We start from the raw sequence: 24,215 nt of genomic DNA, 5'->3' as shown, positions 1-24,215 counted from the left end.
TTGCGCATGGCGAGACAAGTCAGCGCCTGGACGTGAGGTGGCTATCCGCGTCGACCGTTGATCCGGGCCGGCCAGGCCCTCTCCAAGCATTGGTCTGCTCACATATTCGTGCAATCGGCACAGGTCGGGCGACGAGACCGATGGCTGATAAATTTTACGCCGCGTGTCTGTTTCTGCTATGGAGAACACGCAGTTGTGCGGACTTCGTTTTCGTCTGTACAAAGGCGGCTGTCACATTTTTGCAGTTTTCGTGGGCTTGTGCTTGCTTGAAAGCGCCGGCGTCCCACCTATAGGCGGTGCTCAAGGGCGGGCAGGTTAGAAGAAAGCAGTGAATGTTAGCGCGACCGATTGAACCGACCAACGCCGAGGCGGTGTTGGCTCCCCCGGCGGACGGCCGGACGCGCGGCGATGCTTTCGACCGTGCACAGCGTCATTCGCGCCGCGTGCGCGTTCTCAAATTTGCCGTGCCGGTGGCCGCGGCACTGATAGCGGTGGCTTTCCCGGTCTATTCCTATCTCGCCGCACCCGTCTCCGTGAAGATTCAGGCGGAAGGCACTGCCTTTTCCAACGGCAAGCTGGTGATGGCCAATCCCAAGCTCAACGGTTTCACCAAGCAGAAGCAGCCTTATTCGATGACGGCGCTGCGTGCCATTCAGGATGTCAGCACGCAAGGTATCATCGAACTGGAAGGCATCGACGCCAAGGTGCCGATCGCGTCCGACAATGTGGCGGTGGTCAAGGCCTCGCACGGCACATACGATCGCGACGGCAATACGATGAACCTGACCAGCGACGTGACGATCACCACGACCGACGGCATGCAGGCCAAGTTCAAATCGGTCTTCCTCGACATGGGCAAAGGCACTATGAAGACGGGAGATCCCGTCGATGTCAGCCGTGGCGGGTCGCGGATCACGGCGGATACGATGTCGGTCCAGGACAATGGCAAGGTTCTGGTTTTCGAGAACAAAGTGCGCGTCAACATCGATTCCGCCGCCTTGAAGGCGGCACAGGGAAACAGCGGAGAAACCAATGCGGCTCAGTAGTTCGACGCGGCTCGCGGCAGCAACTTCAGCGTTGCTGCTGCTCGGACTCGTGCCGTCATGGGCGCAGACGACCAGTCAGTCAGGCCTCAAACTGTCCGGCGACAAGCCGATCCAGATCGAGAGCGACAAGCTGGAAGTCCGCCAGGCCGACAGTGTCGCCATCTTCACGGGCAATGTCAGCGTCGTCCAGGGGCCGACATTGATGAAGGCCGGCAAGATGACGGTCTACTACGTCAAGGACCCCAACGCCGCTGCCAAGGGCACGGAGGCCGCGGGTGCGGCGATGACGGGCTCGGCCAACATCGATCACCTGGAGATCTCCGACAAGGTTTACATCAAGTCGGATGCGCAGGTCGCGACCGGCGATCAAGGCAGCTTCGATATGAAGAGCCAGGTGCTGGTGCTTTCGGGCAAAAAGGTCGTTCTGTCGCAAAACGACAACGTTCTGGTGGGCTGCAAGCTTACCGTGCAGATGAAAAGCGGGCTGGCTCAGGTGGATCCATGCGCTGGGCAACGCGTCCAGATGTCGATCACGCCGCCGCCGAAATCGGGAGCGACGAACCCCTGATGGCCAGCCTGTCGTCGCTGACGGCGCGTCTTCCGGGACGGGCCGCCGGCAAGCTTTCGGCGCCGGCCACGGTGACCGTCGATGCGGGAAAGTTCAAGGGAACCTTGATCGCCAAGGGGCTGACCAAGAGCTACAAGGGCCGCAAGGTCGTCAGCGGCGTCACCATTGGCGTGCGCGCCGGCGAGGCCGTTGGACTGCTCGGCCCCAACGGCGCCGGCAAAACGACCTGTTTCTACATGGTTACCGGCCTCGTGCCGGTGGATGAAGGCACGATCGAGATCGACGGCTTCGACGTCACGTCGATGCCGATGTACCGTCGCGCACGCCTCGGCATCGGCTATCTGCCGCAGGAAGCGTCGATCTTCCGCGGCCTCAATGTCGAGCAGAATATCCGCGCGGTGCTGGAAGTGGTCGAAAAGGACCGCAAGGTGCGCGAGCGCAATCTCGACGAACTGCTCGAGGAATTCCACATCAGCCATCTGCGCAAGGCGCCATCCATGTCGCTTTCGGGCGGCGAGCGGCGACGCCTGGAAATCGCGCGGGCGCTGGCGACGCGTCCGGCCTACATGCTGCTCGACGAGCCTTTCGCCGGCATCGATCCGATCGCTGTCGCCGATATCCAGCAACTGGTGCGCCACCTGACGGCGCGCGGCATCGGCGTCCTCATCACCGATCACAATGTGCGCGAAACGCTCGGCCTCATCGACCGCGCCTACATCATCCATGCCGGCCAGGTGCTGACCCATGGAAGGGCCGACGAGGTGGTGGCAAACCCGGATGTGCGGCGACTCTACCTCGGCGAGGGTTTTACGCTCTGAGCGTGAAATTTGTTTCCTGACACGATTTTTGCGGTTCGCGCGGCGCTTTTTTCTCGATTTTGCTCCGGGATAACGCTCCGGTAAGCGCGTTTTGCTACCAATTGCCTTGACAAGCAAAAGCCGGGCCAGTTTCTATGGCCGGCTGCAAAAATTTTTGCCCGGAAGTCCGGATGCATAGACGAGGCGTTTGAAACCGAACCATGGCGTTGGCGGCCAAACTACAGCTACGACAATCGCAGTCGTTGGTGATGACGCCGCAGCTGATGCAGTCGATTCGGCTGCTGCAGTTCACCCATGTCGAGCTCGAGCATTTCATCGATGAGGAAATCGAGCGCAATCCGCTGCTGGAGCGCGCCGAGCCGCAGGACGATGCCGCCAGCGACCAGGCCCAGAAGATCGAGGCGGAGCCGCAAGCCGCCGCCGAAGGCGACTGGTTCGAAAACGAGACGCAGTGGAGCGCCGAGGCGATTTCGGACAAGCTCGACACGTCGCTGGAAAACCTGTTTCCCGACGACCCGGGCACCAGCGAGCGGCTCGGTCCCGACCTGACGGCGCAATGGAAATCGGCTTCGGGCAATGGCGCGGGTTCCTCATCCGAGTGGTTTGACGCCGGCGATATGGCGAGTGCCGCGATCACGCTGCGCGACCATGTCGGTGAACAGGTAGCGCTAGCCTTCGCCGACCCGGCTGCACGGCTGATCGCCGTCGACCTCGCCGACGGCCTTGACGAGAGCGGCTATCTGCGTGCCGACCTGGCCGAGATCGCCGTTCGTCTCGGTGCGGATGCCGCCGCCGTCGCGAAGGTGCTGGCGGTGTGTCAGACCTTCGAGCCGGCCGGCCTGTTTGCCCGCGACCTGGCCGAATGCCTGTCGCTGCAACTTGCCGTGCGCAACCGGCTCGATCCGGCGATGAAGGCGCTGGTCGCCAATCTCGAACTCCTGGCACGACGTGACTTTCATGCATTGAAACGGATATGCGGTGTCGACGAGGAGGATCTGCTCGACATGCTGGCGGAGATCCGGGCGCTCGATCCCCGGCCGGGCATGGCGTTTTCGGGCGGCGCCAGCGACGCGATCGTCGCCGATGTTGAGGTGCGCGCGGCCAATGACGGCAGCTGGACGGTCGAACTCAACGCCGAAACGCTGCCGCGCGTTTTGGTCGACCATATCTATTTCGCCCAGGTCTCACCGCAGGCCAAGAACCAGGCGGAAAAGGATTTTCTGGCCGAATGCCTGCAGAACGCCAACTGGCTGACGCGCAGCCTCGACCAGCGGGCAAAGACCATCCTCAAGGTCGCCTCGGAAATCGTTCGCCAGCAGGATGCCTTCCTCGTCCATGGCGTGCGGCAGTTGAAGCCGCTCAATCTGCGCACGGTGGCCGACGCCATCGGCATGCACGAATCGACGGTCAGCCGGGTCACAGCCAATAAGTACATGCTGACGCCGCGCGGCGTGTTCGAGCTTCGCTACTTCTTCACCGCCTCGATCGCCGCGTCGGGCGGCGGCGATGCGCATTCCTCGGAAGCCGTGCGTGACCGCATCAAGCAGTTGATCGACGAGGAAAAGCCCGTCGACGTGCTTTCCGACGATGCAATCGTCGACATGTTGCGCGAAAGTGGCGTCGACATTGCAAGGCGTACGGTCGCCAAGTACCGGGAAGGCATGAATATCCCCTCCTCGGTGCAGCGCCGACGCGAGAAACGGGCGATGGCCAGCGCCGGGCGCTGAGGCGGGTCGACTTTCCACAGGCCAGCACTTCATTGACAAGCCGCGGTGAACTGGCTAGAAGCCCGCCCGCATGAGACGGGCTAGATGCCCGCATGCGGATGGTCCGTCACGACGTTGGCCTCGGGACGGTCAAAGGGCGGCTTGTGATCAACCGGAAAGTTTGGATTTAAAATCGGCGCAAGTGACGCCGCAAAGCTTGTGCGCACGGATCACGAGTATAAACTCGGGCGAGTTTGAAGCCTGAGCAAGGAAGGTCAGTTTTCAGATGAATCTGCGCATATCGGGAAAACACATGGACATCGGCGATGCGTTTCGAACACGCATCAACGATCGTGTCGGCGAAGCGATCGGCAAATATTTCGATCGCGGCTTTGCAGGACATGTCACAGTCATCAAATCGGGCTCGCGCTATTCGGCGGACTGCATGATCCGGCTGGATTCCGGCGCTTCGCTGCAGGCCACCGGCGATGCCCAGGATCCGACGCTTGCCTTCGAGGCGGCGGCGGATCGTCTGGAAACCCGCCTGAGGCGCTATAAACGCCGGCTGAAATCGCACAATTCGGGCGCCGCTAACGGCCAGCCGACCGACATAGCCTACACGGTGATGGCGCCGCTTGCCGATGACGACGAGGACATTCCGGAGAATTTCGCGCCGGCCATCGTTGCCGAATCAACCATGACGCTGAAGACCATGTCGGTGGCGTCGGCGGTCATCGAACTCGACACCAAGGACAGCCCGGTCTTCGTCTTCCGCAACGCGGGAACCGACCATCTCAACATCGTCTATCGCCGACCCGATGGAAATATCGGCTGGATCGACCCGTCGACGACCAAGGTCGCACAAGCGTGACGACAAAGGTCGTACGGTGACGACAACGGTCGCACGGCAATAAGAGCCGGCCGCACGAGGGGTGGGGACTGGTGACGGCAGGCGAACAAGGGATTTTCTAGCATGGATCTGAGCGATCTTATCAACGTTCCGGCGATACTGCCGGCGTTGAAGGCGAACTCCAAGAAGCAGCTGCTGCAACTGCTGTCCGAACGGGCAGCGGCGATTTCCGGCATTCCGGAGCGGGAGGTGTTCGACACCATCCTGCAGCGTGAGCGGCTGGGTTCGACCGGCGTCGGCAACGGCATCGCCATTCCGCACGGCAAGCTGGCCGGCGTGAAGCGCATCGCAGGTGTTTTCGCCCGGCTGGAAACGCCTGTCGATTTCGAATCGCTGGACGATCAGCCCGTCGATCTGGTGTTTTTGCTGCTGGCGCCGGAAGGGGCGGGCGCCGATCACCTCAAGGCACTGTCGCGCATCGCACGGGTCCTGCGCGACGCCGACACGGTGGCCAAGATCAGGGGTACGCGCGACGCCGCGGCTATCCACGCGCTTTTATCGGACACCCAGGCCTCGCACGCGGCCTGATTTTTTGGTGAGACGACATTCAAGGGCCGCCACGGGGCGGCCCTATGCGTTTGAGCCTGCTGGTCGCGCCTAACAGGCGGCGCGCTGGGTCTTAGTGAATGGCGACCGTGGTCAGGTCGTTTTCCATGGCACCGGCCAGAGCGCGGTCACGCGCATCGGAAAGCAGGATCGGCTGGCCATTGGCGGCAAACAGCGCCCACAGTTCCATGCCGGGAGCGATTTCGCCGAGATTGGGGAAACGGCCGAGCAATTCGTCGCTCGAGACCTTTCTGAGATAAGCGACCGAGCCTTCGCCGAGATGAGCGAATTCGCCATTGGTCATGGTGATGTTTTCAGTTCTGGTCATTTCAAAGCCTCCTTGGCGCGAGGACGCCGCTCAAGGCCATCCCGCATGAGAGCCATTTCAATTTGCTGCATCGTGCTTTCGGAAAGTCGGAGCCGATTTCCGGCCGATGCAGTGGTAAAGATCAGTCTTTCACCGATATGTTTATTTTCCGTACCAGCCGTTCGGACTCAGGCCGATCGAGGTCGATCGCCAAAAGGCCGTTCTTCAACTCCGCTGCGATCACCCGCATGCCGTCGGCCAGCACGAAACAGCGCTGGAATTGGCGCGCGGCGATGCCGCGATGAAGAAATTCGCGCTCGGTGTCGTCGGTCTGACGGCCGCGCACGACCAGCTGGTTTTCCTCCGTGGTGACATCGAGATCGCTTTCGGCGAAACCGGCGACCGCCAATGTGATGCGCAACCTTTCGGTCTTGCCGTCGGCGCCGCTGAGGCGTTCGATGTTGTAGGGAGGGTAGCTGTCGCCGGATTTCGCCAGGCGTTCCAGGGTCTTTTCCATGGCGTCGAAACCAAGGAGAAGCGGGCTGGAAAAGGGCGTCATTCGGCTCATGTTACACTGTCCTCTCAAGAGCGACATAAAGTGGAAAAACCCAGATGGCATTTTTCCCGATGGCCTTGATATGGTCCGCCCCGCGACCAAGTTCAAGCCGTCAACAGACCCGCTCAAAAAGACCAGGCGTGGACTCACAGGAATGACCGACATGGCGCTTGAAACGGCGAGCAGATGCAAGGAGAAGCGCGCAGGCCGGGATTGGCTTCCCCCGGTCGAGCGGTTCATCTGGCAGCTCGCGGCCGCTTCGGCGTCATTTGGATGTTTCGATCGGATCGATGCAAGCCCACGACCTCGCCAAACAAGGAATTGAAATGCCCCAGTCACGCAAGATCATCATCGACACGGATCCCGGCCAGGATGATGCCGTCGCCATATTGCTGGCGCTCGGCAGCTCCGAACTGGAGATCGTCGGCATATCAGCCGTTGCCGGCAACGTGCCGCTGAAGCTTACCGAAAAGAATGCCCGCAAGATCTGCGAGCTGGCCGGCCGCCCGGACATCAAGGTCTATGCCGGCGCCATCCGGCCCCTGATGCGCGAATTGGTCACCGCCGAGGAAGTGCATGGCAAGACCGGCCTCAACGGACCGCAATTACCCGAACCGACGATGAAGCTGCAGGACCAGTACGCGGTCGATTTCATCGTCGAGACGCTGATGAGCGAAGAAAGCGGCACGATCACGCTTTGCGCGCTCGGGCCGCTCACCAACGTTGCGCTGGCGCTGATCCGCGAGCCGCGCATCGCACCGCGCATCAAGGAAATCGTGCTGATGGGCGGCGGCTTCTTCGAGGGCGGCAATGTCACCCCGACCGCCGAATTTAACATCTATGTCGATCCGCAGGCCGCCGATGTCGTGCTCAAATCCGGCATCCCGATCGTCATGATGCCGCTCGACGTCACCCACAAGGCGCTGACCACCGCCAAGCGCACGCAAACCTTCCGCGCGCTCGGCACCAGGGTCGGCACCGCGACCGCGGAGATGCTGGAGTTCTTCGAGCGCTTCGACGAGGAGAAATACGGCACCGACGGCGGCCCGCTGCATGACCCCTGCGTCATCGCCTATCTGTTGAAGCCGGACCTGTTCAAGGGCCGCAACTGCAACGTCAGCGTGGAAACCGCCTCGGAACTGACCATGGGCATGACCGTGATCGACTGGTGGGGCGTCACCAAACGGCCGAAGAACGCCATGGTGATGCGCGACATCGACCATGACGGCTTCTTTGCGCTCTTGGTGGAGAGGCTGGGGCGGCTGTGAGAGCTTCCTTCGCCCCGTTCACGGGGAGAAGGTGCCGGCAGGCGGATGAGGGGCGGCGCAAACGTTGAAATTCTGCTTGCGGCCTCGGCGCTGCCCCTCACCCGATCGCTTCGCGACCACCCTCTCCCCGTAAACGGGGCGAGGGAAGGCGCGCTGTTACTTCACCTTTGAAAACGCCAGCCACAGGCCGCCGCCGACCATGAAGCTGCCGCTGATCCTCGACAAAAGCTTGATGCGGCCGGCCGACAACAGGCGCCCGGCGCGGCCGGCGGCCAGCGCATAGGTCGAATCCGAGAAGGCGGCGAAGATCATGGCGGTCAGGCCCATGATGGCGATCTGCAGCGAATAGTTGCCTTGCGGCGAAATGAACTGCGGAAAGAAGGCGCCGAAGAAAATCAGCGTCTTGGGGTTGCTGAGCGCCACCAGCAGGCCCTGCAGGAAGAAGCCGCCGCGCGGTTTCCTGGCCGTTCCATCGGCGTTCAGCGTGCCTTTGGAACGGAACATCTGCACACCCATCCAGATCAGATAGGCGGCGCCGATCAGCCTAACCCATTCGAACCAGTGGCCCATGCCTGCGATCAGCGTGTTGAGGCCGATGCCGACGATGGCGATCATCACGGCAAGCCCGGCCTGCGTGCCGGCGACATTGGCGAGGCCGGCGCGCGAGCCGTGGCGAATGCTGTTGGCGATGATCAGCGTGACCGTCGGACCGGGCACCAGGATGATGACGATGCAAGCGAGGACATAGGCGGCGTAGAGTTCCAGCGACATGATTTTTCCCCAGGAATACCGCCGAGGCGGCGCGGTTGAGGATAATCAATGCATAGCAGCGCAGCCGGTGCAAGCCGCTACCTAGCGCCCTGCGACACGCCAGTCCGCCCGGTTCAGGCGCCGGCCTGCCAGGGCAGTGTGGCCTCATAGGCCGCCGCCGCCTTCAGTACGGCGAGGTCATCGCGTGGCCGGCCGATCAGCTGCATGCCCATCGGCCGCCCCTTGCCGTCGAAGCCGACCGGCACGTTGACCGCCGGGCAGCCGCCCAGGGTCGCGAAGGCGGAAACCTGCATCCAGCGGTGGTAGCTGTCCATTGCGCGTCCGGCGACCTCGCGCGGCCAATGCATATCGACATCGAAGGGGAAGACCTGCGCTGTCGGCAGCGCAATTAGATCGTAGCGGTCGAAGAGCGACAGCAGCATGCGATGCCAGGATGTACGGGTCACGGAGGCGGCGCGGATCTGCGGCGCCGTCAGCCGCATGGCGTTCTCCACTTCCCAGATGGCTTCCGGCTTGAGCAGGCGGCGCCTCGCGGGATCGTCATAGTGGGTTTTGAGCGCACAACCGCTGCTGGCCTGGCGCAGCGTCACGAAGGCCTGCCACAGCGCTTCGAAATCGAAATCCGGCAGCAGGGGCTCGGTCGCGAAGGACGCTTCCGCAAAGCGGCCGAGTGCCGCCTCGCACAGGCCGAGAATGCCTGTTTCAACCGGCAGATGACCGCCGAGGTCACCGAGCCAGGCGATGCGGCCGGCAGTTGCCGGTATTCCAAGCCCTTCGAGGAACGAGCCGGGTTTCTCGTAGGACAATGGCGCGTGCGGGTGGTAACCGGCCTGCACATCGAGCAGCAGGGCCATGTCACGGACGTTGCGGCCCATCGGCCCGTCGACGCCCATCTGCGCATGGAAGACTTCGAAATCGGGTCCGCCGGGAACAAGTCCTTGCGACGGGCGGAAGCCAAAAACATTGTTCCAGGCGGCCGGGTTGCGCAGCGAGCCGCCGAAGTCGCTGCCATCGGCGACAGGCACCATGTCGAGCGCCAGCGCCACTGCCGCGCCGCCGCTTGAGCCGCCGGCGGTCAGGGCCGGATCGAAGGCGTTCAGCGTCGGCCCGAACACGGCGTTGTAGGTGTTGGAGCCGAGCCCGAATTCGGGGACGTTGGTCTTTCCGATGATGATGGCGCCGGCATTGCGGATACGCTCGACGAAGAAATCGTCTTCCTGCGGCACGAAATCGGCGAAGATCGGCGAGCCGAAGGAGGTCCTGAGGCCCGTGGTCGAGGCGAGATCCTTGATGGCCATCGGCAGGCCGAAGAGCGGCCCCGCCGCTTCGGCTCGCGACAGGCTGGCATCGGCCGCATCGGCTTCGCGCAGGATGTCGGCGCGATCGCGCAAGGAGACGATGGCGTTGACCAGCGGATTGACCGCCTCGATGCGATCGAGGAATGCCGCCACCACCTCGCGCACGGAAAGCTCTCTCTCCCGGATCGCGCCGGCGAGTTGGACCGCGGACAGACGGCAGATGTCGCCTGCCGGCGGCACGGCATGTTTCGTTTGAGGACGCAGCATTTTAACGGCTTTCCTGCAGCGCCTGATCGACGTCTTTGGCGAGCGGGATCGCCGGTTGGGCGCCAGACTTCAGGCAGGCCAGCGAACCGGCCGCGCCGGCGCGCGCCAGCGCCTGTTCGAGCGTGAGGCCGGACGACAGGCTGGCGGCGAAATAGCCGCAGAACGTATCGCCGGCGCCGACCGTGTCGACAGGGGTGATCTTGCGTGCCGGAACGGCCAGGAATTCGCTCGGCGTTGCCGCCATCACGCCATCGCCGCCGAGCGTGACGACGACGGTGCGGCCGGTCTTTCCGGCAAAGTCGCGCATGCGGGCCGCCCGGTCGCGACCTTGCAGCGACAGCGCTTCGCCATAGAGGTCGAACTCGGTTTCGTTGGCGACGACATAGTCGGCCTTGCCGATAAAGCCGGCTGCTTGCCCCTGGAAAGGCGCCGTGTTGAGCACGGTGAAGGCGCCGGCCGCCCTTGCCTGGTCGAGGGCGGCATCGACGGTGGCCAGCGGAATCTCATTTTGCAGCAGCACGACGTCGCCTTTTTTCAGAAAGGCCTTGGAGAGATCGCCTGGCACCACGGAAGCGTTGGCGCCCGGCACCACGGCGATGATGTTTTCGCCGTCGTCGGCGACCATGATCAGTGCCGTGCCGGTCGAGGCGTGAGTCTCGGCAACGCCGGACAGGTCGACCTTGCCGTCGCGCAGCAATGCCAGTGCCTCGGCTGCGAAGCTGTCCCTGCCGACGGCGCCGACCATGCGCACCGAGGCACCGGCGCGTGCGGCGGCCAGTGCCTGATTGGCGCCCTTGCCCCCAGGCGCGGTGGTGAACGCCGAGCCGCCCACCGTCTCGCCGGGGCTCGGCAAGCGGTCGACCTTGGCGATAAGGTCGAGGTTGATCGAGCCGATGACGATAATCAAGCAGGGCCTCCTGGCAACGCAAATTCAAAATGTCGGAGCGTCTTCGTGCGTCCGGGCGAACGCAGATCGTTCCGATTGCGTGAAAGCTAACCTGTAAGGCCGCGGCTTGCCAGACCACGCGCATGGTCCAGTCCGATTTGAGGTGTCGTGGCCTATTCGCAGCGCACGGTGACCGTGCCCTGATAGTTGCCGGCGGGAAAGATACCGCTCGACTTGGTGGCGGTGAGGTCGACCTGCATCGTGTGGGTGCCGTTGGCAACCCTCTGCGGCACACTTCCGTTGACATCGGCCCCCGAGCCATCGAGGCGGAAGACCGAAGCGAAGGTCACGTTGGTGCCGCCGCCGCTCGGCGCGGACGAGAATGCGGCAGGCGCCGGCGCCGAAACCGAATAGCAGTCAAGCAGGTTAAGTATCGAGCACAACAGGGAGCTTGCCACTACGGTGGCGCTGGCGCTCGATCCGCCTGCCTGTTTGGAGCCCAGTATGCTGATGGCGGGATTGGCCTTCATCGTTCCGGACGCCCCGACCATGATGGTGCAGGTGCCGATGATCGCTGCCTGCACCGGAAGGCAGGAACCGGCAAGTGCAGCCATCGCAAACAGCGCGCGGCTACTGCTTCTTCTTTTTCTTGCCATCGGCATTTCCGGTCCTGATGCTCCAGCCTTCGTTGGCCCACCCCGGTGACGCGGCCGTGGAAGCGCTGGCGGCCACGCTCGCCGTCTGGCCGTCGGCGCCGAGGCCCATTTTGAGGAGCTTCAGCTCCAGCTGCAGGCGCTCGACCTCAAGCTCGTAGAGACGGCTGCAATCGACGCGCTTCGGCGTACGCCCGATCGGGATCACCACGCGGCCGTAAGTGGCGACATCATTGTCGGACTGGCTGTTGCCTCTGATGACGCCGAGATCGACATAGGCGCCGGAACCGGAGACGGCGGAACGGCAAGTGGTGCCGTCCGCGGCACGGACCTCGTCCTGGCCCTGGGGCAAGGTGACACCGGGCAGGTTGAAGCCGCTCTCATTCTGGTTGAGGTTATAGACGTCCTCGGCCCCGGCCGGCGAGGCACACGCCCAAGCAGCCGCGAGCGCCAGTGTCAGGACTTGCGGCGCCCAAAGAACTTTCCGCATATCTGTGCCCTTATCTGCGTCTGTTGATTGGGAAAGGGGATGCTTTCGGTACAGATACGCACTTTACGCTCGGCCGCGCCGTCAAAGGGCACGACCACAAGGACAGAACGGGAAGCCTGGGAAGCCAGTTGGAAGACATTTGGAGAGATTCTGGCATCTACCGGCTGAAAATCCTGATCGTAGACGTGGATTTCGACCCGGATCTTCCGGTCGTAGGGATTGGCAGGGAAGATGCGGACCGCGAAGACGTCGGTGAAGCTGTTGATCTCGCCACGCATCGGCGACATTGATTGTGCATTGGCGGCAATGGGCGCCAATCCGATGGCCAGTGCCGTCGCCAGGATTCGAACATGTTTCAACGACCCCTCCTTCGCTGCGCGTCATTCGCAGCGCAGCGTTACCGTTGCCTGATAATTGCCGTTGGCGAAGCGATTGCTGCCGCCCTTGGTTCCGGCGAGGTGAACCGAGACGAGATCGGCGCCGGGTGTGGTGATGCTGGTTGCCGAGCCGGTCTCGACGATGGCATGCGCGCCGGTGGCGGAGTAAGTGGGCGTCCAGGTCGTCGACGTGCTGTCGGCGGATGGCACCGTCATGGTGGTGACCGGGTCGACACTCAGCGACACACCTCCGGTCGTCGTCAGCGTCACGGTTCCAGCCGAGCCGCCGCTGTTGTGGGAACTGAGGGACTGGAGATCGGGACTGGCCGTCATCGTGCCGTTGGTGGCAACGACAAGCGTGCAGGTGGGCGCGATCGTGCCATTGAAGATGACATTCTGCGTCGCGGCCAACGCGACCTCGTCGATGCCGGCAACCAGCAGAGCTGCGGCGCAGGCGGCGCGAACCAATGACATCGGGACCTCCTATCAAGCCGGATCGTCCGGATTAATATGAGGGCATCATCACTTTATCGTGGTTAATTTAGAGTTACCTAAAATAATTCCTTAAATAACAATCACAGGAACCGGAGGTTGCCCTCGGTTGCAAAGACAGTGAAAATCGCGCTTATACTTATCAGTGCCGATATATCCATGTTTTTCTTCGCAGTATCGAGAAAATCGATATTACGACACCTGCCCGGCTTCCCAGCCCAGAATGGCGCGCTTGCGGGTCAGGCCCCAATGATAGCCGGTCAGGTCGCCGGATTTGCCGATGGCGCGGTGACAAGGCACCACGAAGGAGAGCGGATTGGCGCCGTTGGCCGCACCCACCGCCCGGCTGGCGGACGGGGCGCCGATGCTGGCCGCGATCGAGGAATAGGTGCGGGCCTTGCCCATCGGGATCTTGAGCAGCGCCTCCCAGACGCGAACCTGGAAGTCGGTGCCGATCATGACGACATGCAGCGGCTGGTCGGGGCGCCACAGCGTCGGATCGAAGATACGGGCGGCATAGGGGCCGGTAGCAGTCATGTCCTCGACATAGATGGCGTTCGGCCAGCGGCTGGACATGTCGGCGAAGGCGGCGCGTTCCTCGCCGGGGTCGCTGAAGGCGAGGCCGGCAAGCCCACGCTCGGTGGCCATGATCAGGGCGGTGCCGAATGGCGAGGAATGGAAGCCGTAGCGGATGGTGAGCCCGGCGCCGCGTGTCTTGTAGTCGCCCGGCGACATCGCCTCATGCGTGACGAACAGGTCATGCAGCCGGCCCGGGCCGGACATGCCCAGCTCGAACGAGGTCTCGAGCAGCGGCATGCCGGAATCGAGCAGCCTGCGCGCATGATCCAGTGTCACCGCCTGCAGGAAGGCCTTGGGCGACAGGCCGGCCCAGCGGGTGAAGAGTTTTTGCAGGCCGGTCGGCGTCTCGCCGACCTCCTCGGCCAGTTCTTCGAGGGAAGGCTGATCACGATAGTCGAGACTGATCTTCTCGATGGCACGGCGCACGATTTCGTAGTCGCTGCCTTTAGGCGTGATGTCCTTTTTGAGGACTGCTGTGTGTGTGCTCATGGAACTGTCTCCTTGAGCCGGAATATCGCCCCTCGGGGCGTCGATCGCCACCCGAAACTTGCCTTCTTGCGGCGCATACCCCGATAGACACGGGATTCGAGCCCAAAAGCCGCTCGTGGCTGGCTCAGCGTGCCTTGGCGGTCGCCAGCGCCCGCGAAAAGGCGGTGGCAAAGCTCTCGCGGGAATCGGGGTCCAGGAACGATCCGATCGGCACGTTCCGGCCTTCGCCTTCCACCGTCATCCCTGTGATGCCGATCTCGGCGTGGCGGGCCACCGAAAACCGCGCCCAGAACGGATTGAAGCGATGCGCTTCCGATTTGCCGGAAGGTGCGGTCTTGCGGATGTCGAGGCTGGTGCGCGAGACCGAGACTTCTTCGCGGGCACGAGCGGCACGATAGTTGATGCGAAAGGCGATGTAGACGGCGGCCACGTCGAGGCCGAAGAAGCCGAACACCGGCCAGGCGCCGCGCGACAGGAAAAACGCGCCTGTCACCAGCCAGCCGAACAGCAGCGCGCCCATCAGGATGAAGAAGCCCGTCCGGCCCAGAGACCGGTGGGGGGTGAGTAGCGCCTGAAAGAATGGCTCGTCGGCCTGAAACGAGGCGTTTGTGTCGCTCATGAGGGGATATTATAGGAGGGAAATGGCGAGCCCCAAGTCCAAAGATTCTTCCCTGTCCAAAAAAGAGCTGTTGCCCGCACGACGCGATGGGTCGAACGCCAAGCCGCGCCCGCGGCCGGTGCGAAGCTCGTCACGCTACAGCCCGGCCGAAGTGAACGAGATATTCCGGCGCTTTTCCGTCCAGCGGCCCGAGCCGAAGGGCGAGCTCGAACATGTCAACGCCTTCACGCTGCTGGTCGCGGTGGTGCTGTCGGCGCAAGCGACGGATGCCGGCGTCAACAAGGCGACGCGGGCGCTGTTCAAGGCCGCCGATACGCCGCACAAGATGCTGGCGCTGGGGGAGGCAAGGGTCGGCGAATATATCCGCACCATCGGGCTGTGGCGCAACAAGGCGAAGAATGTGATTGCGCTGTCGCAGGCGCTGATCCGCGACCATGGCGGCGAGGTACCCGATAGTCGTGATGAATTGGTCAAGCTGCCCGGGGTCGGGCGCAAGACCGCCAATGTCGTGCTCAACATGGCCTTCGGCCAGCACACGATGGCGGTCGACACACACATTCTGCGCATCGGCAACCGGCTCGGATTGGCGCCCGGCAAGACGCCGGAACAGGTCGAGCAAGGATTGTTGAAGATCATTCCGGACGAATATATGCGCCATGCACATCACTGGCTGATCCTGCATGGCCGCTACGTCTGCAAGGCGCGCAAGCCGGATTGCCCGGCCTGCGTCATCGCCGACATCTGCAAGGCCGAGGTCAAGACGACCGATGTGCCGGCACCGCTGGTGCCGATCGCACCGCTCGACCCGGTCGACGAGATTCGGGGCGGCAGCGGAACGGCGTAAAATTCAACTCTCCTCCACAAACACCTCTTCGCGCTTTTTCTTGACCGCCGGCAGGAAGACGACGGCGAGCACGGCGAGCGCGATGAGCAGCAGGCCGGCGCTGATCGGTCTGGTCACGAAAGTGCTCGGGTCGCCGCGCGAGAGGATCATGGCGCGGCGCAGGTTTTCCTCGAGCAGCGGGCCGAGCACGAAGCCGAGCAGCAGCGGCGCCGGTTCGCAGCGCAGCTTGGTCAGGAGGTAGCCGAGGAAGCCGAAGAAGGCGACGGCGTAGAGGTCGTAGACGTTGCTGTTGACGCTGTAGACGCCGATCGAGCAGAACGCCATGATGATCGGGAAAAGCACGTAATAGGGGATCGTCAGCAGCTTCACCCAAAGCCCGATGAGCGGCAGGTTGAGGATGATCAGCATCAGATTGCCGATCCACATCGAGGCGATGATGCCCCAGAACAGCGCCGGCTGTTCGGTCGCGACATTGGGGCCGGGTACGATGCCCTGGATGATCATGGCGCCGATCATCAGCGCCATGACCGGGTTGGCCGGAATGCCGAGCGTCAGCATCGGGATGAAGGAGGTCTGCGCACCGGCATTGTTGGCCGATTCCGGTCCGGCGACGCCTTCGATAGCGCCCTTGCCGAACTCCTGCGGGTTTTTCGAGACGCGTTTTTCGACCGTGTAGGACGCAAAAGCTGCCAGGATCGCGCCGCCTCCCGGCAGGATGCCGAGCGCCGAACCGATGATGGTTCCGCGCACGATGGGCGCTGCCATGCGCCGAAAGTCCTCGCGGGTCGGCATAAGGCCGGTGACCTTGCGGATCATCACGGAACGCTCATCCTCGTTTTCGAGGTTGCGCAGGATCTCGGCGACTCCAAAGACGCCAACCGCCACCGCAACGAAATTCAACCCGTCGGCATATTCCCGGATTCCAAGCGTGAAGCGCGGCGTGCCGGTGTAAATGTCGGTGCCGACAATGCCGAGCAGCAGGCCGAGCACGACCATGGCCAGCGCCTTGACGATCGAGCCGTGGGCGAGTGCGACGGACGAAACCAAACCGACGATCATCAGCGAAAAATACTCGGCCGCGCCGAACTTCAGCGCTATCGCCGTCAGCGGCGGGGCAAAGATGGCGACGAGGAACGTCGACACGGTGCCGGCAAAGAACGAGCCGATGGCCGCGATCGCGAGGGCCGCGCCGGCGCGGCCGTTCCTGGCCATCTGGTAGCCGTCGATCGCAGTGACGGCGGACGAGGATTCGCCGGGCATGTTGATGAGAATGGCGGTGGTCGAGCCGCCATATTGCGCACCGTAATAGATGCCGGCGAGCATGATGAGGGAGGAAACCGGGTCGCCGATCTGGAAGGTGATCGGCAAAAGCATGGCGATGGTCGCGGTGGCGCCGATGCCGGGCAGAACGCCGATCAGCGTGCCGAGAAGGACGCCGATCAGGCAGAAACCGAGGTTGGTCAGCGACGTCGCCGTCGAAAAACCGAGCGCGAGGTTGTCGAGCAGATCCATGCTCATCGCTTCACGACACCAACCATGGGGCCAGCCACGGGCCGAAGCGGCGGAACGGCAGGCCGAGCGCGTAGCTGAAGACGAGGTACGCAAACAATGTCAGGCCGGCCGACAGCACGAGCGCGGTCAACGGCTTCATGCGGCGGCTGGCAAACGACGCGATCAACGCCGTGAGAAAGATCGACGGGATGAAGCCGAGGCCGCGCACCGTCAGGCCGAAGAAGATCGGAGCAGGCAGGATGAGCAGCATGCCGCGCCACGCAATGTGCCCGATTGCTTCGCCCCCGACGCGTACGGCCTGGACGAGAATGACGGCGCCAAGCAGGATCAGCACGATCGCCAGGACCAGCGGAAAATAGCCTGGACCCATGCGCAAGGCGGTGCCGATTTCGAGGCCGAGCGATTGCAGCGCGAACCATGCGCCGAAACCGATGAACAGGGCGGCGCACAGGCCGTTGGCCCTGTCGATCGCGAAAGGTTTCATGATGGTTCTCCCAAGCCCGCAGTGGCTGGTGGATGCCGAGCGAACAGGGGCGCCGGTGGCGCCCCTGTTCAACCCTTAGTCGGCGTACTGGCCGGCGGCTTCGATAATCGGCTTCCAGCGCGCGATCTCGCTTTCCAGCTTGGCCTTCAGTGCGGCGGGCGTCGCATCGGCCTCAAGCGACGGCTTGGTGCCGAGTTCGGCGAAGCGGGCCGCGACGTTCTGGTCCTTCAGCGCGACCTGCAGCGATTTCGACAGGCGTTCGGTGATCTCGGCCGGCGTGCCCTTGGGTGCGTAGAGACCGTGCCAGATGCCGACCTGCACCTCGGGCAGGCCGCCTTCCACCGTGGTTGGGACGTCTTTCAGCACATCGAGACGTTCCGGCGAGGTGACGGCATAGGCCTTGATCGTGCCGCCCTGAATCTGCTTGGTGGTGTTGGTCGTCTGGTCGCACATGATGTCGACCTGGCCGCCGAGGAGATCGGTCATGGCCGGGCCGGTGCCCTTGTAGGGCACGGTGACCAGCGGCGTCTTGATGGCGCTCATGAACAGCATGCCGCACAGATGCGAGGCCGCACCGATGCCGGCATTGGCGACGGTTATGGAATCCTTGTTGGCCTTGGCGTACTCCACCAACCCCTTGAGATCGGTCGGCTCCAGGTCCTTGCGGCCGACGATGGTCATCGGCACCTCGGTGACGAGGCCGACATATTCGAAGGCGTTCAGCGTGTCGTAGGCGAGCTTTCTGTACAGCGTCGCACTTGTCGCCATGCCGATATGATGGAGCAGCAGCGTATAGCCGTCAGGCTCGGCGTTGGCGACGCGGCCGGCACCCAGCGTGCCGCCGGCGCCGCCGACATTCTCGACGATGACTTGCTGGCCGAGATCCTTCGACATGGCTTCAGCGACGAGGCGCGTGACCGTGTCGGTCGGGCCACCGGCCGCAAAGGGCACCACAACGGTGATGGTGCGTTCAGGATAGGTCTGCGCGCCGGCAGTGAACCCATAAAGCGTGACGGCCGCGGCAGCAGCCAGAGTGGCGACAAATCTTCTCATCGTGATCTCCTCCCGGGATATGAATCTCCAACCGCTGTGCGGAACTCCTCTCAACACCGGCTGCGCATGAAGCAACAACCAGGGCAAGCTAGCAGACTACAATCGGACTCAAATGGCAAACTGCCGATATCCGCAGACATCTGCACTCAAGGGATGGAAAGGTTCTCAGAGTTTGGGTTCACAAAGCTGGCGATTGATAGCGAGATGCGGCTGCAATTTCATGCGGCATCCCATTCCGGTGCGAAGGGCGGCCGGACGAAGCGCTGGTCCTTCGGGAGAGCCGCGATCGCCGCCCGATCCTCATCGTTGAGCCGGATGCCGCGCGCGTCGATATTGGACTTCTGGCTTTCAGGGCGAGCGGCTTTCGGGATCACGATGACGCCCTCCTGATCCAGAAGCCACGCGATGGCCAGCTGCGCGGCGCTACAGCCATGCTTGCGCCCGAGGGCAGCGAGCGTTGCGTCGTTCGCGGCCCGGCCCTGGGCGAGCGGTGCGTAGGCCGTCAACGGGATGCCTTTGCCCCGCAGGTAGTACAGCATCCGGTCCTGCGACAGGAATGGGTGGTATTCGACCTGTACGCTCGCGATCGGCGCGCCGATCTCTTCCACGGCGCGGCGGATCATCGGCAGATTGAAGTTGCACACGCCGATCGCACGCGTGAGGCTGCGCTCTCGCAGCGACATCAGCGTCTGCAGCGTCGCCGTCATGTCCATTTCTCTGGACGGCCAGTGGATCATGTAGAGATCGACATGGTCGAGCCGCAGTCTGCCCAGGCTGGTGTCAAAGGCCCGGCGGAGCGCATCCGGCGCAAGCTGGTCGTGCCAGACCTTCGTCGTGACGAAGAGCTCGTTCCGGTTCACGCCGGACGCCGTGATGGCGGCGCCTACGGCGGCCTCGTTCTCGTACATCGCCGCGGTGTCGATATGCCGGTAGCCGAGCGCAATCGCGCTCTCGACGACCGGTTGGGCGTCGCCTCCTGGCATGCGGAACGTGCCGAAGCCGAGGCGTGGAATCGCAACGCCTTGTGCGGTGATTGATTCCATGGTGGTGTCCTTTCGCGGATGTGGCGGCGGGGCTACACGCGCCCCCGCCGCATCGCGCCGCCGCTGGTTCGGGTATCCATGCGGTAAGTCGTGATCGTGTCAGGCAGCTGTCTTGGCTTGGCTCGCCCTGACGAGTTCGACGATGACGCTTTCAAGTGTCGTGGTGCCCTTCACCGCCGATCGGCCGTGGTCGCTGAACTCGATCCAGCCCTCGTTGAAGCCGTCAAGCATCCGGATCCGGGGTGACGGATTTTGCGTGCCTTGGGAACGGAAGATCTCCTCCCAGCTTTCGCGCGGCACTGTCTCGACCCTGACCGGGCGCTCCAGCACCGTGGCGAAGGCGCGGGCGAGATCGTTGGGCGAGACGCGTGCGGGCCCTTCCAGCTCGACGACCCGCGTCCCGCTCCAGTCCTCACGGAGGAGCATGGCGGCCTGGCGCCCGACATCTTGCGTCCCAACCATCGGGAACGGCCTGTCAGCCGGCTGCAGGAAGCTGCACAACACGCCTTCATCGCGCGCCGAGGGAACGTCCCAGAGCGCATTTTCCATGAACCAGCCGGGCCTCAGGAAGGTGACCGGAAGGCCGATCTCCCCCAGCGACTGTTCCATCAGCGTGCGCTGGGTCAGCAGGTTCTCGTGCGGAGCATCGGCGCCGATGGTCGACAAGCAGACCACCTTGCCGGGACGCGCCTCGGCCAAAGCCGCCGCCACGGCCGCGATGACGCGCCTGGCCTCGGGAAAGCCTGGCTCCGGGTCGAACTCGGAGGGCGGCAGGATGAAGACGCCCGTGGCACCCCTGAAGGCTGAAGTAAGGCTTGCCGTATCGTTCATCTCGGCCAGAGCGACGTCACAGCCCCGGGTTCTCCACTCCGCCGCCTTGGTCTCGTCGCGCAGAACGGCGCGGACGGGCTGTCCTTCGGCGAGAAGGCTGCGCGCAAGTGCGCCGCCGACCTTGCCGCTGATTCCGGTGATTGCGTACATGATGGTTCTCCAGATGTTGATGTCGATCGCTGGGCTCAGGCAAGCCCGGCATAGAGGCCGCGCTCGAACGCGCCGTAGAGCGCGACGACCCGCTCGTCGTAGAAGGGCAGGACCTGGGTGAAGAGCGCGCCGGTGACGTGCTTCACCGGGTCGAGCCAGAAGTAGCAGTTGAGCAGACCTGCCCAGGAGATGCTGCCGGCGGAGCGCCCGTTCGGTCCTGCTTGCACGTTGATGTCGAAAGACAGACCCCATCTGTGCGGCTGTCCCGGGAACTGGTCGAAGCTGCGGGAATAGGACGGCTGCGCCGAACGCATCTCCTGGACGTTCAGCTCGCCGATCTGGTTCTGCATCATCATGGCGACCGTCTCCGGACGCAGGATTCGCACGCCATGCAGCGCGCCGCCGTTCAGCAGCGCCTGCAGAAAGGCCATGTAGTCGCGCGGCGTCGAGAAGGCGCCGCCGCCGCCCATGAAGAACTCCGGCCGCTGCGGCATCTCGAAGGGTGCCGGCTGCAGCCCGCCATCGGCGCGGCGGCTGTGGAAGCTGGCGACACGCCGCTTCTGCTCGGTGCCGATCAGGAAGCCTGAATCCTTCATGCCGAGCGGCGCGAAAATGTTTTCGCGGAAGTAGATTTCGAGCGACTGATCGGACACCGCCTCGACCAGCTTGCCGACCCAGTCCATGCTGATGCCATATTCCCATCGCTCGCCGGGCTCGAATTCGAGCGGGGCGGTGAAAGCGGCGTTCCTGCAGGTCGCGATGTCGGGCATGCCCGTCACCTTCTCGTAGCGGGTCAGAGCCTCGCTCCAGATCGAGTAGGTGTAGCCGGAGGTATGCGTCAGCAGATGGCGAACCTTGATCGCGCGCTTGGCCGGCCGCAGTCGCGGCGTTCCATCCTCGGCAAAGCCGTCGAGGATTTGTGGAGAGGCCAGTTCCGGCAGGTATTTCGCCGCATCATCGTCCAGATGCAGGCGGCCCTGTTCAATCAGCTGCATACAGGCCGTCGCCGTGAACGCCTTGGTCATCGACAGCAGCCAGAATACCGTGTCGAGCGTCATCGGTGCGTCCGTTGCGACGTTCGCCTTGCCGAAGGCACCCTCGTAGATCATGCCTTTGCGTGTCGCCGCGACGGCGATGACACCGGCCACGTCATCCTTTGAGACGCCTGCCTGCAAGGCGGCGTCGATCGCCTTGAACCGCACTGACGAACCGGCTGGCATTCTTTTGGCCAGGGCGGGGCTGACCGTATCGAGAGCCAGAATGGCCCCCAGCATTCCTCCGCGCTGAAGCATGGTTCTGCGTGTGATCTGGTTCATGACCAACTCCTTTCTGGATCGAGGGAAATCCGATTTTCTCGGCCGGCTCGTCCGCAATGTTGCCAGGACGTCACCTTGTAAGTCGTGCCATGACATGATTCACGCGCATTAGAATCAATGTTACAGTGACTCAGATTCACTGATTGCTGCCTCTAAGTGAGGCTCCGGCCTGGACCTGCTGAGACGAAGGAGAATCGAATGGTTTTCGACACGCGGCTTCTGACCGGCGTCGGGGTCCTGGCAGCGGTTGCGGAGGCTGGGAATTTCGCTCGCGCCGCGGAGATGCTCGGCCTGACGCCATCAGGGGTGAGCCGGGCCGTCGCGCGTCTGGAGGCGCGGGTCGGCGTGCGGTTGTTCGATCGCAATCCGCGCGCAGTCACCCTCACCGAGGAAGGACGCCGCTTCCACGCACAGGTGATGCCGCTTCTTGCAGGCCTGGATGAGGCGGCGGCCGAGGCCGCGGGCGCCGCGGCGCTCGTACGCGGCCGGCTGCGCGTATCGGTGGACCCGTGGTTCGCACGCATGGTGCTCGCGGCCGGGCTGCAGCGGTTCCTCGCCCGCTATCCGCTGCTGATGCTGGATTTCTTGACCAGCAATTACCGCGAGGAGATGATGACCGGCGTGGACGTGGCGATACGCTTCGGGCCGCCCGATGCCTCATCCCTCATCATACGCAAGCTCCTGGAAACCCCGATCCTGACAGTTGCGGCGCCGGCCTATCTCGAACGGCACGGCCAGCCACAGTCGCCGCACGACCTCGTCCATCACGAGGCGCTTCTCTTCCGTGATCCTCAAACCGGCCTTCCTTTTCCATGGGAGTTTCACCGGGGCGGAGAGATCGTCAGGGTCGAGGTCTCAAGCCGCCTGGTGTTGGATGATCCTTCCGTCGCGGTCACAGCCTGCGTGGCGGGCCAAGGCATTTTCCAAAGCCTCGCCATCGGCCTTGCGCCGTTCCTGGCACGGGGAGACCTCGTGCCGATCCTGCGGGAGTGGTCGGAAGAACTTTACCCGCTCTACGCCTATCACCCATCGCGCCATCTGCCGCCGGCTAAGGTCAGAGCATTTCTGGATTTTATCCGGGAGATTGCCGCTAGTTTGTGATCGAGACCAGCTTGCGAGTAGAGGTTCGGCCTCAGTATCCGTAGCCGCGCGCCATCACCGCGGCAAAGACCGGGATCAGCAGGAAGATGAAAGCTTCGGCGCGGATGTAGGTCTTCACGGACGCAAGCTCGGTCGCCGGCACCTGGAACGAGGCATTGGCGCTCGCCTGCCTGTTCCAGGATATGAAGCGGACGGTTGGGATGATCGACAGCAGGCCGACAGGGCCGAACGCCGCTATCTTGGCCCAGAACACCCAGTTGTAGACGTAGAATTCCCAGCCCTTGAGGCCATAGAAGACGCGGCCGATGCCGACGACGATGATCAGCGTGGCAATGATGCCGTAATGGCGGTCGATGCCTGCGAGCCTCTTGAGCGTCGCAGCACCCAGGTCGCCGCGGATCAGGACGAATTCGGCGCCGATGATCCCCGCCAGCGAAAACACCAGCAGATGATGGAAGATCGCAAGCACAAGATCGGTAGTGTCCATGCTCTTTCCCTGGGTTTGACGGCGCCAATGCGCGCTTGAAAGTCGCGCTGGCAGGTGTTGAAATCGGCCTGCGGTGAAAATAACACCGTCTCGCAAAATTCCCATAGCGGCGCCTGGATGATGGGCCGTGTTGCCCTGGCCCCTTGCGCCGCACCGGCGATTTGCTAAGCGCTGACGATCCGTGCGAGGCAGATCCCATGAACAATCCACAAGCGACCAGCGCTCCTGTCATCGAAACGAAGCGCACCATCCTGCGGGCACACCGGCTGGACGATTTCGACACCTATGCCGCGATGTGGACGGATCCCGTCGTCACCCGCTTCATCGGCGGCAAACCGCGCACGCGCGAAGAAAGCTGGATGCGCTTCCTGCGTCACGCCGGCCTGTGGTCGCTGCTCGGCTATGGCTTCTGGGCGATCGAGGAGAAGGCGACCGGCCGCTTCATCGGCGAGGCCGGGTTTCACGACCTGAAGCGCGACATGGAACCATCGATCGAAGGCATTCCCGAAGCCGGGTGGGCGCTGGTGCCGGCCGCGCACGGGGCGGGCTTCGCCACCGAGGTGGTTGGCCGCATCCTGGCGTGGGGCGAAGTGATTTTCGGGCGCGAGAAGACCGTCTGCATCATCGATCCGGAAAACGGCGCTTCGCTGAGGGTGGCTGCGAAGTGCGGTTACCGGGAAGTGGTGAAGACCACCTATCACGATACTCCGACCATCCTGCTGGCCCGGTGACCTGAGCGGGGGCTTCC

The 24,215-nt window shown here is 63.3% G+C and carries 28 protein-coding genes; 10 read left to right on the top strand and 18 right to left on the bottom strand.

Annotated elements, in window-relative coordinates:
* Window positions 1-332 precede the first annotated feature (332 nt).
* From lptC to ptsN, 6 genes are all read left to right on the top strand, one after another.
* Window positions 333-1,046, top strand: coding sequence for an LPS export ABC transporter periplasmic protein LptC (gene lptC, locus MESCI2_RS0117505; protein ID WP_027037711.1), 714 nt, complete (start codon window positions 333-335; stop codon window positions 1,044-1,046).
* Window positions 1,033-1,614: an LptA/OstA family protein gene (locus MESCI2_RS0117500; RefSeq protein WP_023812537.1), complete on the top strand. Its 582-nt coding sequence runs from the start codon at window positions 1,033-1,035 to the stop codon at window positions 1,612-1,614. The genes lptC and MESCI2_RS0117500 overlap by 14 nt, the downstream gene beginning before the upstream one ends.
* Window positions 1,614-2,432, top strand: a complete 819-nt coding sequence (gene lptB, locus MESCI2_RS0117495) for an LPS export ABC transporter ATP-binding protein (protein ID WP_013529586.1) — start codon at window positions 1,614-1,616, stop codon at window positions 2,430-2,432. Before MESCI2_RS0117500 ends, lptB begins: the two co-directional genes overlap by 1 nt.
* A gap of 200 nt (window positions 2,433-2,632) precedes the next feature.
* Window positions 2,633-4,159, top strand: coding sequence for an RNA polymerase factor sigma-54 (gene rpoN, locus MESCI2_RS0117490; RefSeq protein WP_027037710.1), 1,527 nt, complete (start codon window positions 2,633-2,635; stop codon window positions 4,157-4,159).
* 265 nt (window positions 4,160-4,424) lie between these two features.
* The gene (gene hpf / locus MESCI2_RS0117485; RefSeq protein WP_013529588.1) at window positions 4,425-5,009 is read left to right on the top strand and encodes a ribosome hibernation-promoting factor, HPF/YfiA family; all 585 of its coding nucleotides are present in this window, start codon (window positions 4,425-4,427) and stop codon (window positions 5,007-5,009) included.
* A 102-nt stretch (window positions 5,010-5,111) separates the two neighbouring features.
* Window positions 5,112-5,576 carry a PTS IIA-like nitrogen regulatory protein PtsN gene (gene ptsN / locus MESCI2_RS0117480; RefSeq protein ID WP_013529589.1) on the top strand — a complete coding sequence of 155 codons (465 nt, stop codon included), beginning with the start codon at window positions 5,112-5,114 and terminating at the stop codon, window positions 5,574-5,576.
* Window positions 5,577-5,667: 91 nt separating this feature from the next.
* Here ptsN and MESCI2_RS0117475 read toward each other — a convergent pair whose 3' ends face one another.
* Together MESCI2_RS0117475 and MESCI2_RS0117470 are read right to left on the bottom strand one after the other, a co-directional pair.
* On the bottom strand, window positions 5,668-5,922 hold the full coding sequence (locus tag MESCI2_RS0117475; protein ID WP_023760740.1) for a DUF1150 family protein: 255 nt from the start codon (window positions 5,920-5,922) through the stop codon (window positions 5,668-5,670).
* Between the two features lie 121 nt (window positions 5,923-6,043).
* Window positions 6,044-6,469, bottom strand: coding sequence for an Hsp20 family protein (locus MESCI2_RS0117470; protein ID WP_013529591.1), 426 nt, complete (start codon window positions 6,467-6,469; stop codon window positions 6,044-6,046).
* A 314-nt stretch (window positions 6,470-6,783) separates the two neighbouring features.
* Between MESCI2_RS0117470 and MESCI2_RS0117465 the strand changes: the two genes are divergently transcribed.
* On the top strand, window positions 6,784-7,725 hold the full coding sequence (locus MESCI2_RS0117465) for a nucleoside hydrolase (RefSeq protein ID WP_027037709.1): 942 nt from the start codon (window positions 6,784-6,786) through the stop codon (window positions 7,723-7,725).
* Window positions 7,726-7,881: 156 nt separating this feature from the next.
* On the opposite strand, the gene MESCI2_RS0117460 is transcribed toward MESCI2_RS0117465, so the two are convergent.
* From MESCI2_RS0117460 to MESCI2_RS0117420, 9 genes are all read right to left on the bottom strand, one after another.
* Entirely contained in the window at window positions 7,882-8,496 is a 615-nt protein-coding gene (locus MESCI2_RS0117460) for a LysE family translocator (protein ID WP_027037708.1), read from the bottom strand.
* 113 nt (window positions 8,497-8,609) lie between these two features.
* Window positions 8,610-10,061 carry an amidase gene (locus tag MESCI2_RS0117455; RefSeq protein ID WP_027037707.1) on the bottom strand — a complete coding sequence of 484 codons (1,452 nt, stop codon included), beginning with the start codon at window positions 10,059-10,061 and terminating at the stop codon, window positions 8,610-8,612.
* Between the two features lies 1 nt (window position 10,062).
* Window positions 10,063-10,968: a ribokinase gene (locus tag MESCI2_RS0117450; protein WP_027037706.1), complete on the bottom strand. Its 906-nt coding sequence runs from the start codon at window positions 10,966-10,968 to the stop codon at window positions 10,063-10,065.
* 152 nt (window positions 10,969-11,120) lie between these two features.
* Window positions 11,121-11,603, bottom strand: a complete 483-nt coding sequence (locus MESCI2_RS0117445) for a hypothetical protein (RefSeq protein WP_027037705.1) — start codon at window positions 11,601-11,603, stop codon at window positions 11,121-11,123.
* Entirely contained in the window at window positions 11,578-12,090 is a 513-nt protein-coding gene (locus MESCI2_RS0117440) for a hypothetical protein (protein ID WP_027037704.1), read from the bottom strand. Before MESCI2_RS0117440 ends, MESCI2_RS0117445 begins: the two co-directional genes overlap by 26 nt.
* Window positions 12,057-12,449, bottom strand: a complete 393-nt coding sequence (locus tag MESCI2_RS0117435; RefSeq protein WP_027037703.1) for a hypothetical protein — start codon at window positions 12,447-12,449, stop codon at window positions 12,057-12,059. Before MESCI2_RS0117435 ends, MESCI2_RS0117440 begins: the two co-directional genes overlap by 34 nt.
* A gap of 21 nt (window positions 12,450-12,470) precedes the next feature.
* Complete coding sequence (locus MESCI2_RS0117430) at window positions 12,471-12,941, bottom strand: hypothetical protein (protein WP_027037702.1); 471 nt, start codon at window positions 12,939-12,941, stop codon at window positions 12,471-12,473.
* A 210-nt stretch (window positions 12,942-13,151) separates the two neighbouring features.
* Window positions 13,152-14,027, bottom strand: a complete 876-nt coding sequence (locus MESCI2_RS0117425) for a methylated-DNA--[protein]-cysteine S-methyltransferase (RefSeq protein ID WP_027037701.1) — start codon at window positions 14,025-14,027, stop codon at window positions 13,152-13,154.
* 124 nt (window positions 14,028-14,151) lie between these two features.
* Window positions 14,152-14,646, bottom strand: a complete 495-nt coding sequence (locus MESCI2_RS0117420; RefSeq protein ID WP_024502816.1) for a DUF2244 domain-containing protein — start codon at window positions 14,644-14,646, stop codon at window positions 14,152-14,154.
* 22 nt (window positions 14,647-14,668) lie between these two features.
* Between MESCI2_RS0117420 and nth the strand changes: the two genes are divergently transcribed.
* The gene (gene nth / locus MESCI2_RS0117415; RefSeq protein WP_027037700.1) at window positions 14,669-15,490 is read left to right on the top strand and encodes an endonuclease III; all 822 of its coding nucleotides are present in this window, start codon (window positions 14,669-14,671) and stop codon (window positions 15,488-15,490) included.
* A 3-nt stretch (window positions 15,491-15,493) separates the two neighbouring features.
* On the opposite strand, the gene MESCI2_RS0117410 is transcribed toward nth, so the two are convergent.
* The 6 genes from MESCI2_RS0117410 to MESCI2_RS0117385 form a co-directional block, all read right to left on the bottom strand.
* On the bottom strand, window positions 15,494-17,002 hold the full coding sequence (locus tag MESCI2_RS0117410) for a tripartite tricarboxylate transporter permease (protein WP_027037699.1): 1,509 nt from the start codon (window positions 17,000-17,002) through the stop codon (window positions 15,494-15,496).
* Window positions 17,003-17,012: 10 nt separating this feature from the next.
* Window positions 17,013-17,486, bottom strand: a complete 474-nt coding sequence (locus MESCI2_RS0117405) for a tripartite tricarboxylate transporter TctB family protein (RefSeq protein ID WP_027037698.1) — start codon at window positions 17,484-17,486, stop codon at window positions 17,013-17,015.
* A gap of 75 nt (window positions 17,487-17,561) precedes the next feature.
* Window positions 17,562-18,539 carry a tripartite tricarboxylate transporter substrate-binding protein gene (locus MESCI2_RS0117400; RefSeq protein WP_032900909.1) on the bottom strand — a complete coding sequence of 326 codons (978 nt, stop codon included), beginning with the start codon at window positions 18,537-18,539 and terminating at the stop codon, window positions 17,562-17,564.
* Between the two features lie 218 nt (window positions 18,540-18,757).
* Entirely contained in the window at window positions 18,758-19,582 is an 825-nt protein-coding gene (locus MESCI2_RS0117395) for an aldo/keto reductase (protein WP_027037696.1), read from the bottom strand.
* Between the two features lie 99 nt (window positions 19,583-19,681).
* Window positions 19,682-20,563 carry an NmrA family NAD(P)-binding protein gene (locus tag MESCI2_RS0117390; protein ID WP_027037695.1) on the bottom strand — a complete coding sequence of 294 codons (882 nt, stop codon included), beginning with the start codon at window positions 20,561-20,563 and terminating at the stop codon, window positions 19,682-19,684.
* A 35-nt stretch (window positions 20,564-20,598) separates the two neighbouring features.
* The gene (locus MESCI2_RS0117385; protein WP_027037694.1) at window positions 20,599-21,879 is read right to left on the bottom strand and encodes a serine hydrolase domain-containing protein; all 1,281 of its coding nucleotides are present in this window, start codon (window positions 21,877-21,879) and stop codon (window positions 20,599-20,601) included.
* Window positions 21,880-22,077: 198 nt separating this feature from the next.
* Here MESCI2_RS0117385 and MESCI2_RS0117380 point away from each other — a divergent pair, with 198 nt between their 5' ends.
* Window positions 22,078-22,980: a LysR family transcriptional regulator gene (locus MESCI2_RS0117380; protein ID WP_027037693.1), complete on the top strand. Its 903-nt coding sequence runs from the start codon at window positions 22,078-22,080 to the stop codon at window positions 22,978-22,980.
* A gap of 31 nt (window positions 22,981-23,011) precedes the next feature.
* Here MESCI2_RS0117380 and MESCI2_RS0117375 read toward each other — a convergent pair whose 3' ends face one another.
* Entirely contained in the window at window positions 23,012-23,467 is a 456-nt protein-coding gene (locus MESCI2_RS0117375; RefSeq protein ID WP_027037692.1) for a DUF2214 family protein, read from the bottom strand.
* Between the two features lie 197 nt (window positions 23,468-23,664).
* On the opposite strand from MESCI2_RS0117375, the gene MESCI2_RS0117370 reads away from it, so the two are divergent.
* Entirely contained in the window at window positions 23,665-24,198 is a 534-nt protein-coding gene (locus tag MESCI2_RS0117370; RefSeq protein ID WP_027037691.1) for a GNAT family N-acetyltransferase, read from the top strand.
* Window positions 24,199-24,215 lie beyond the last annotated feature (17 nt).

Source organism: Mesorhizobium ciceri WSM4083 (assembly GCF_000519305.1).
Taxonomy (GTDB): domain Bacteria; phylum Pseudomonadota; class Alphaproteobacteria; order Rhizobiales; family Rhizobiaceae; genus Mesorhizobium; species Mesorhizobium ciceri_B.
This window is presented reverse-complemented; position numbering and strand designations above follow the sequence as displayed.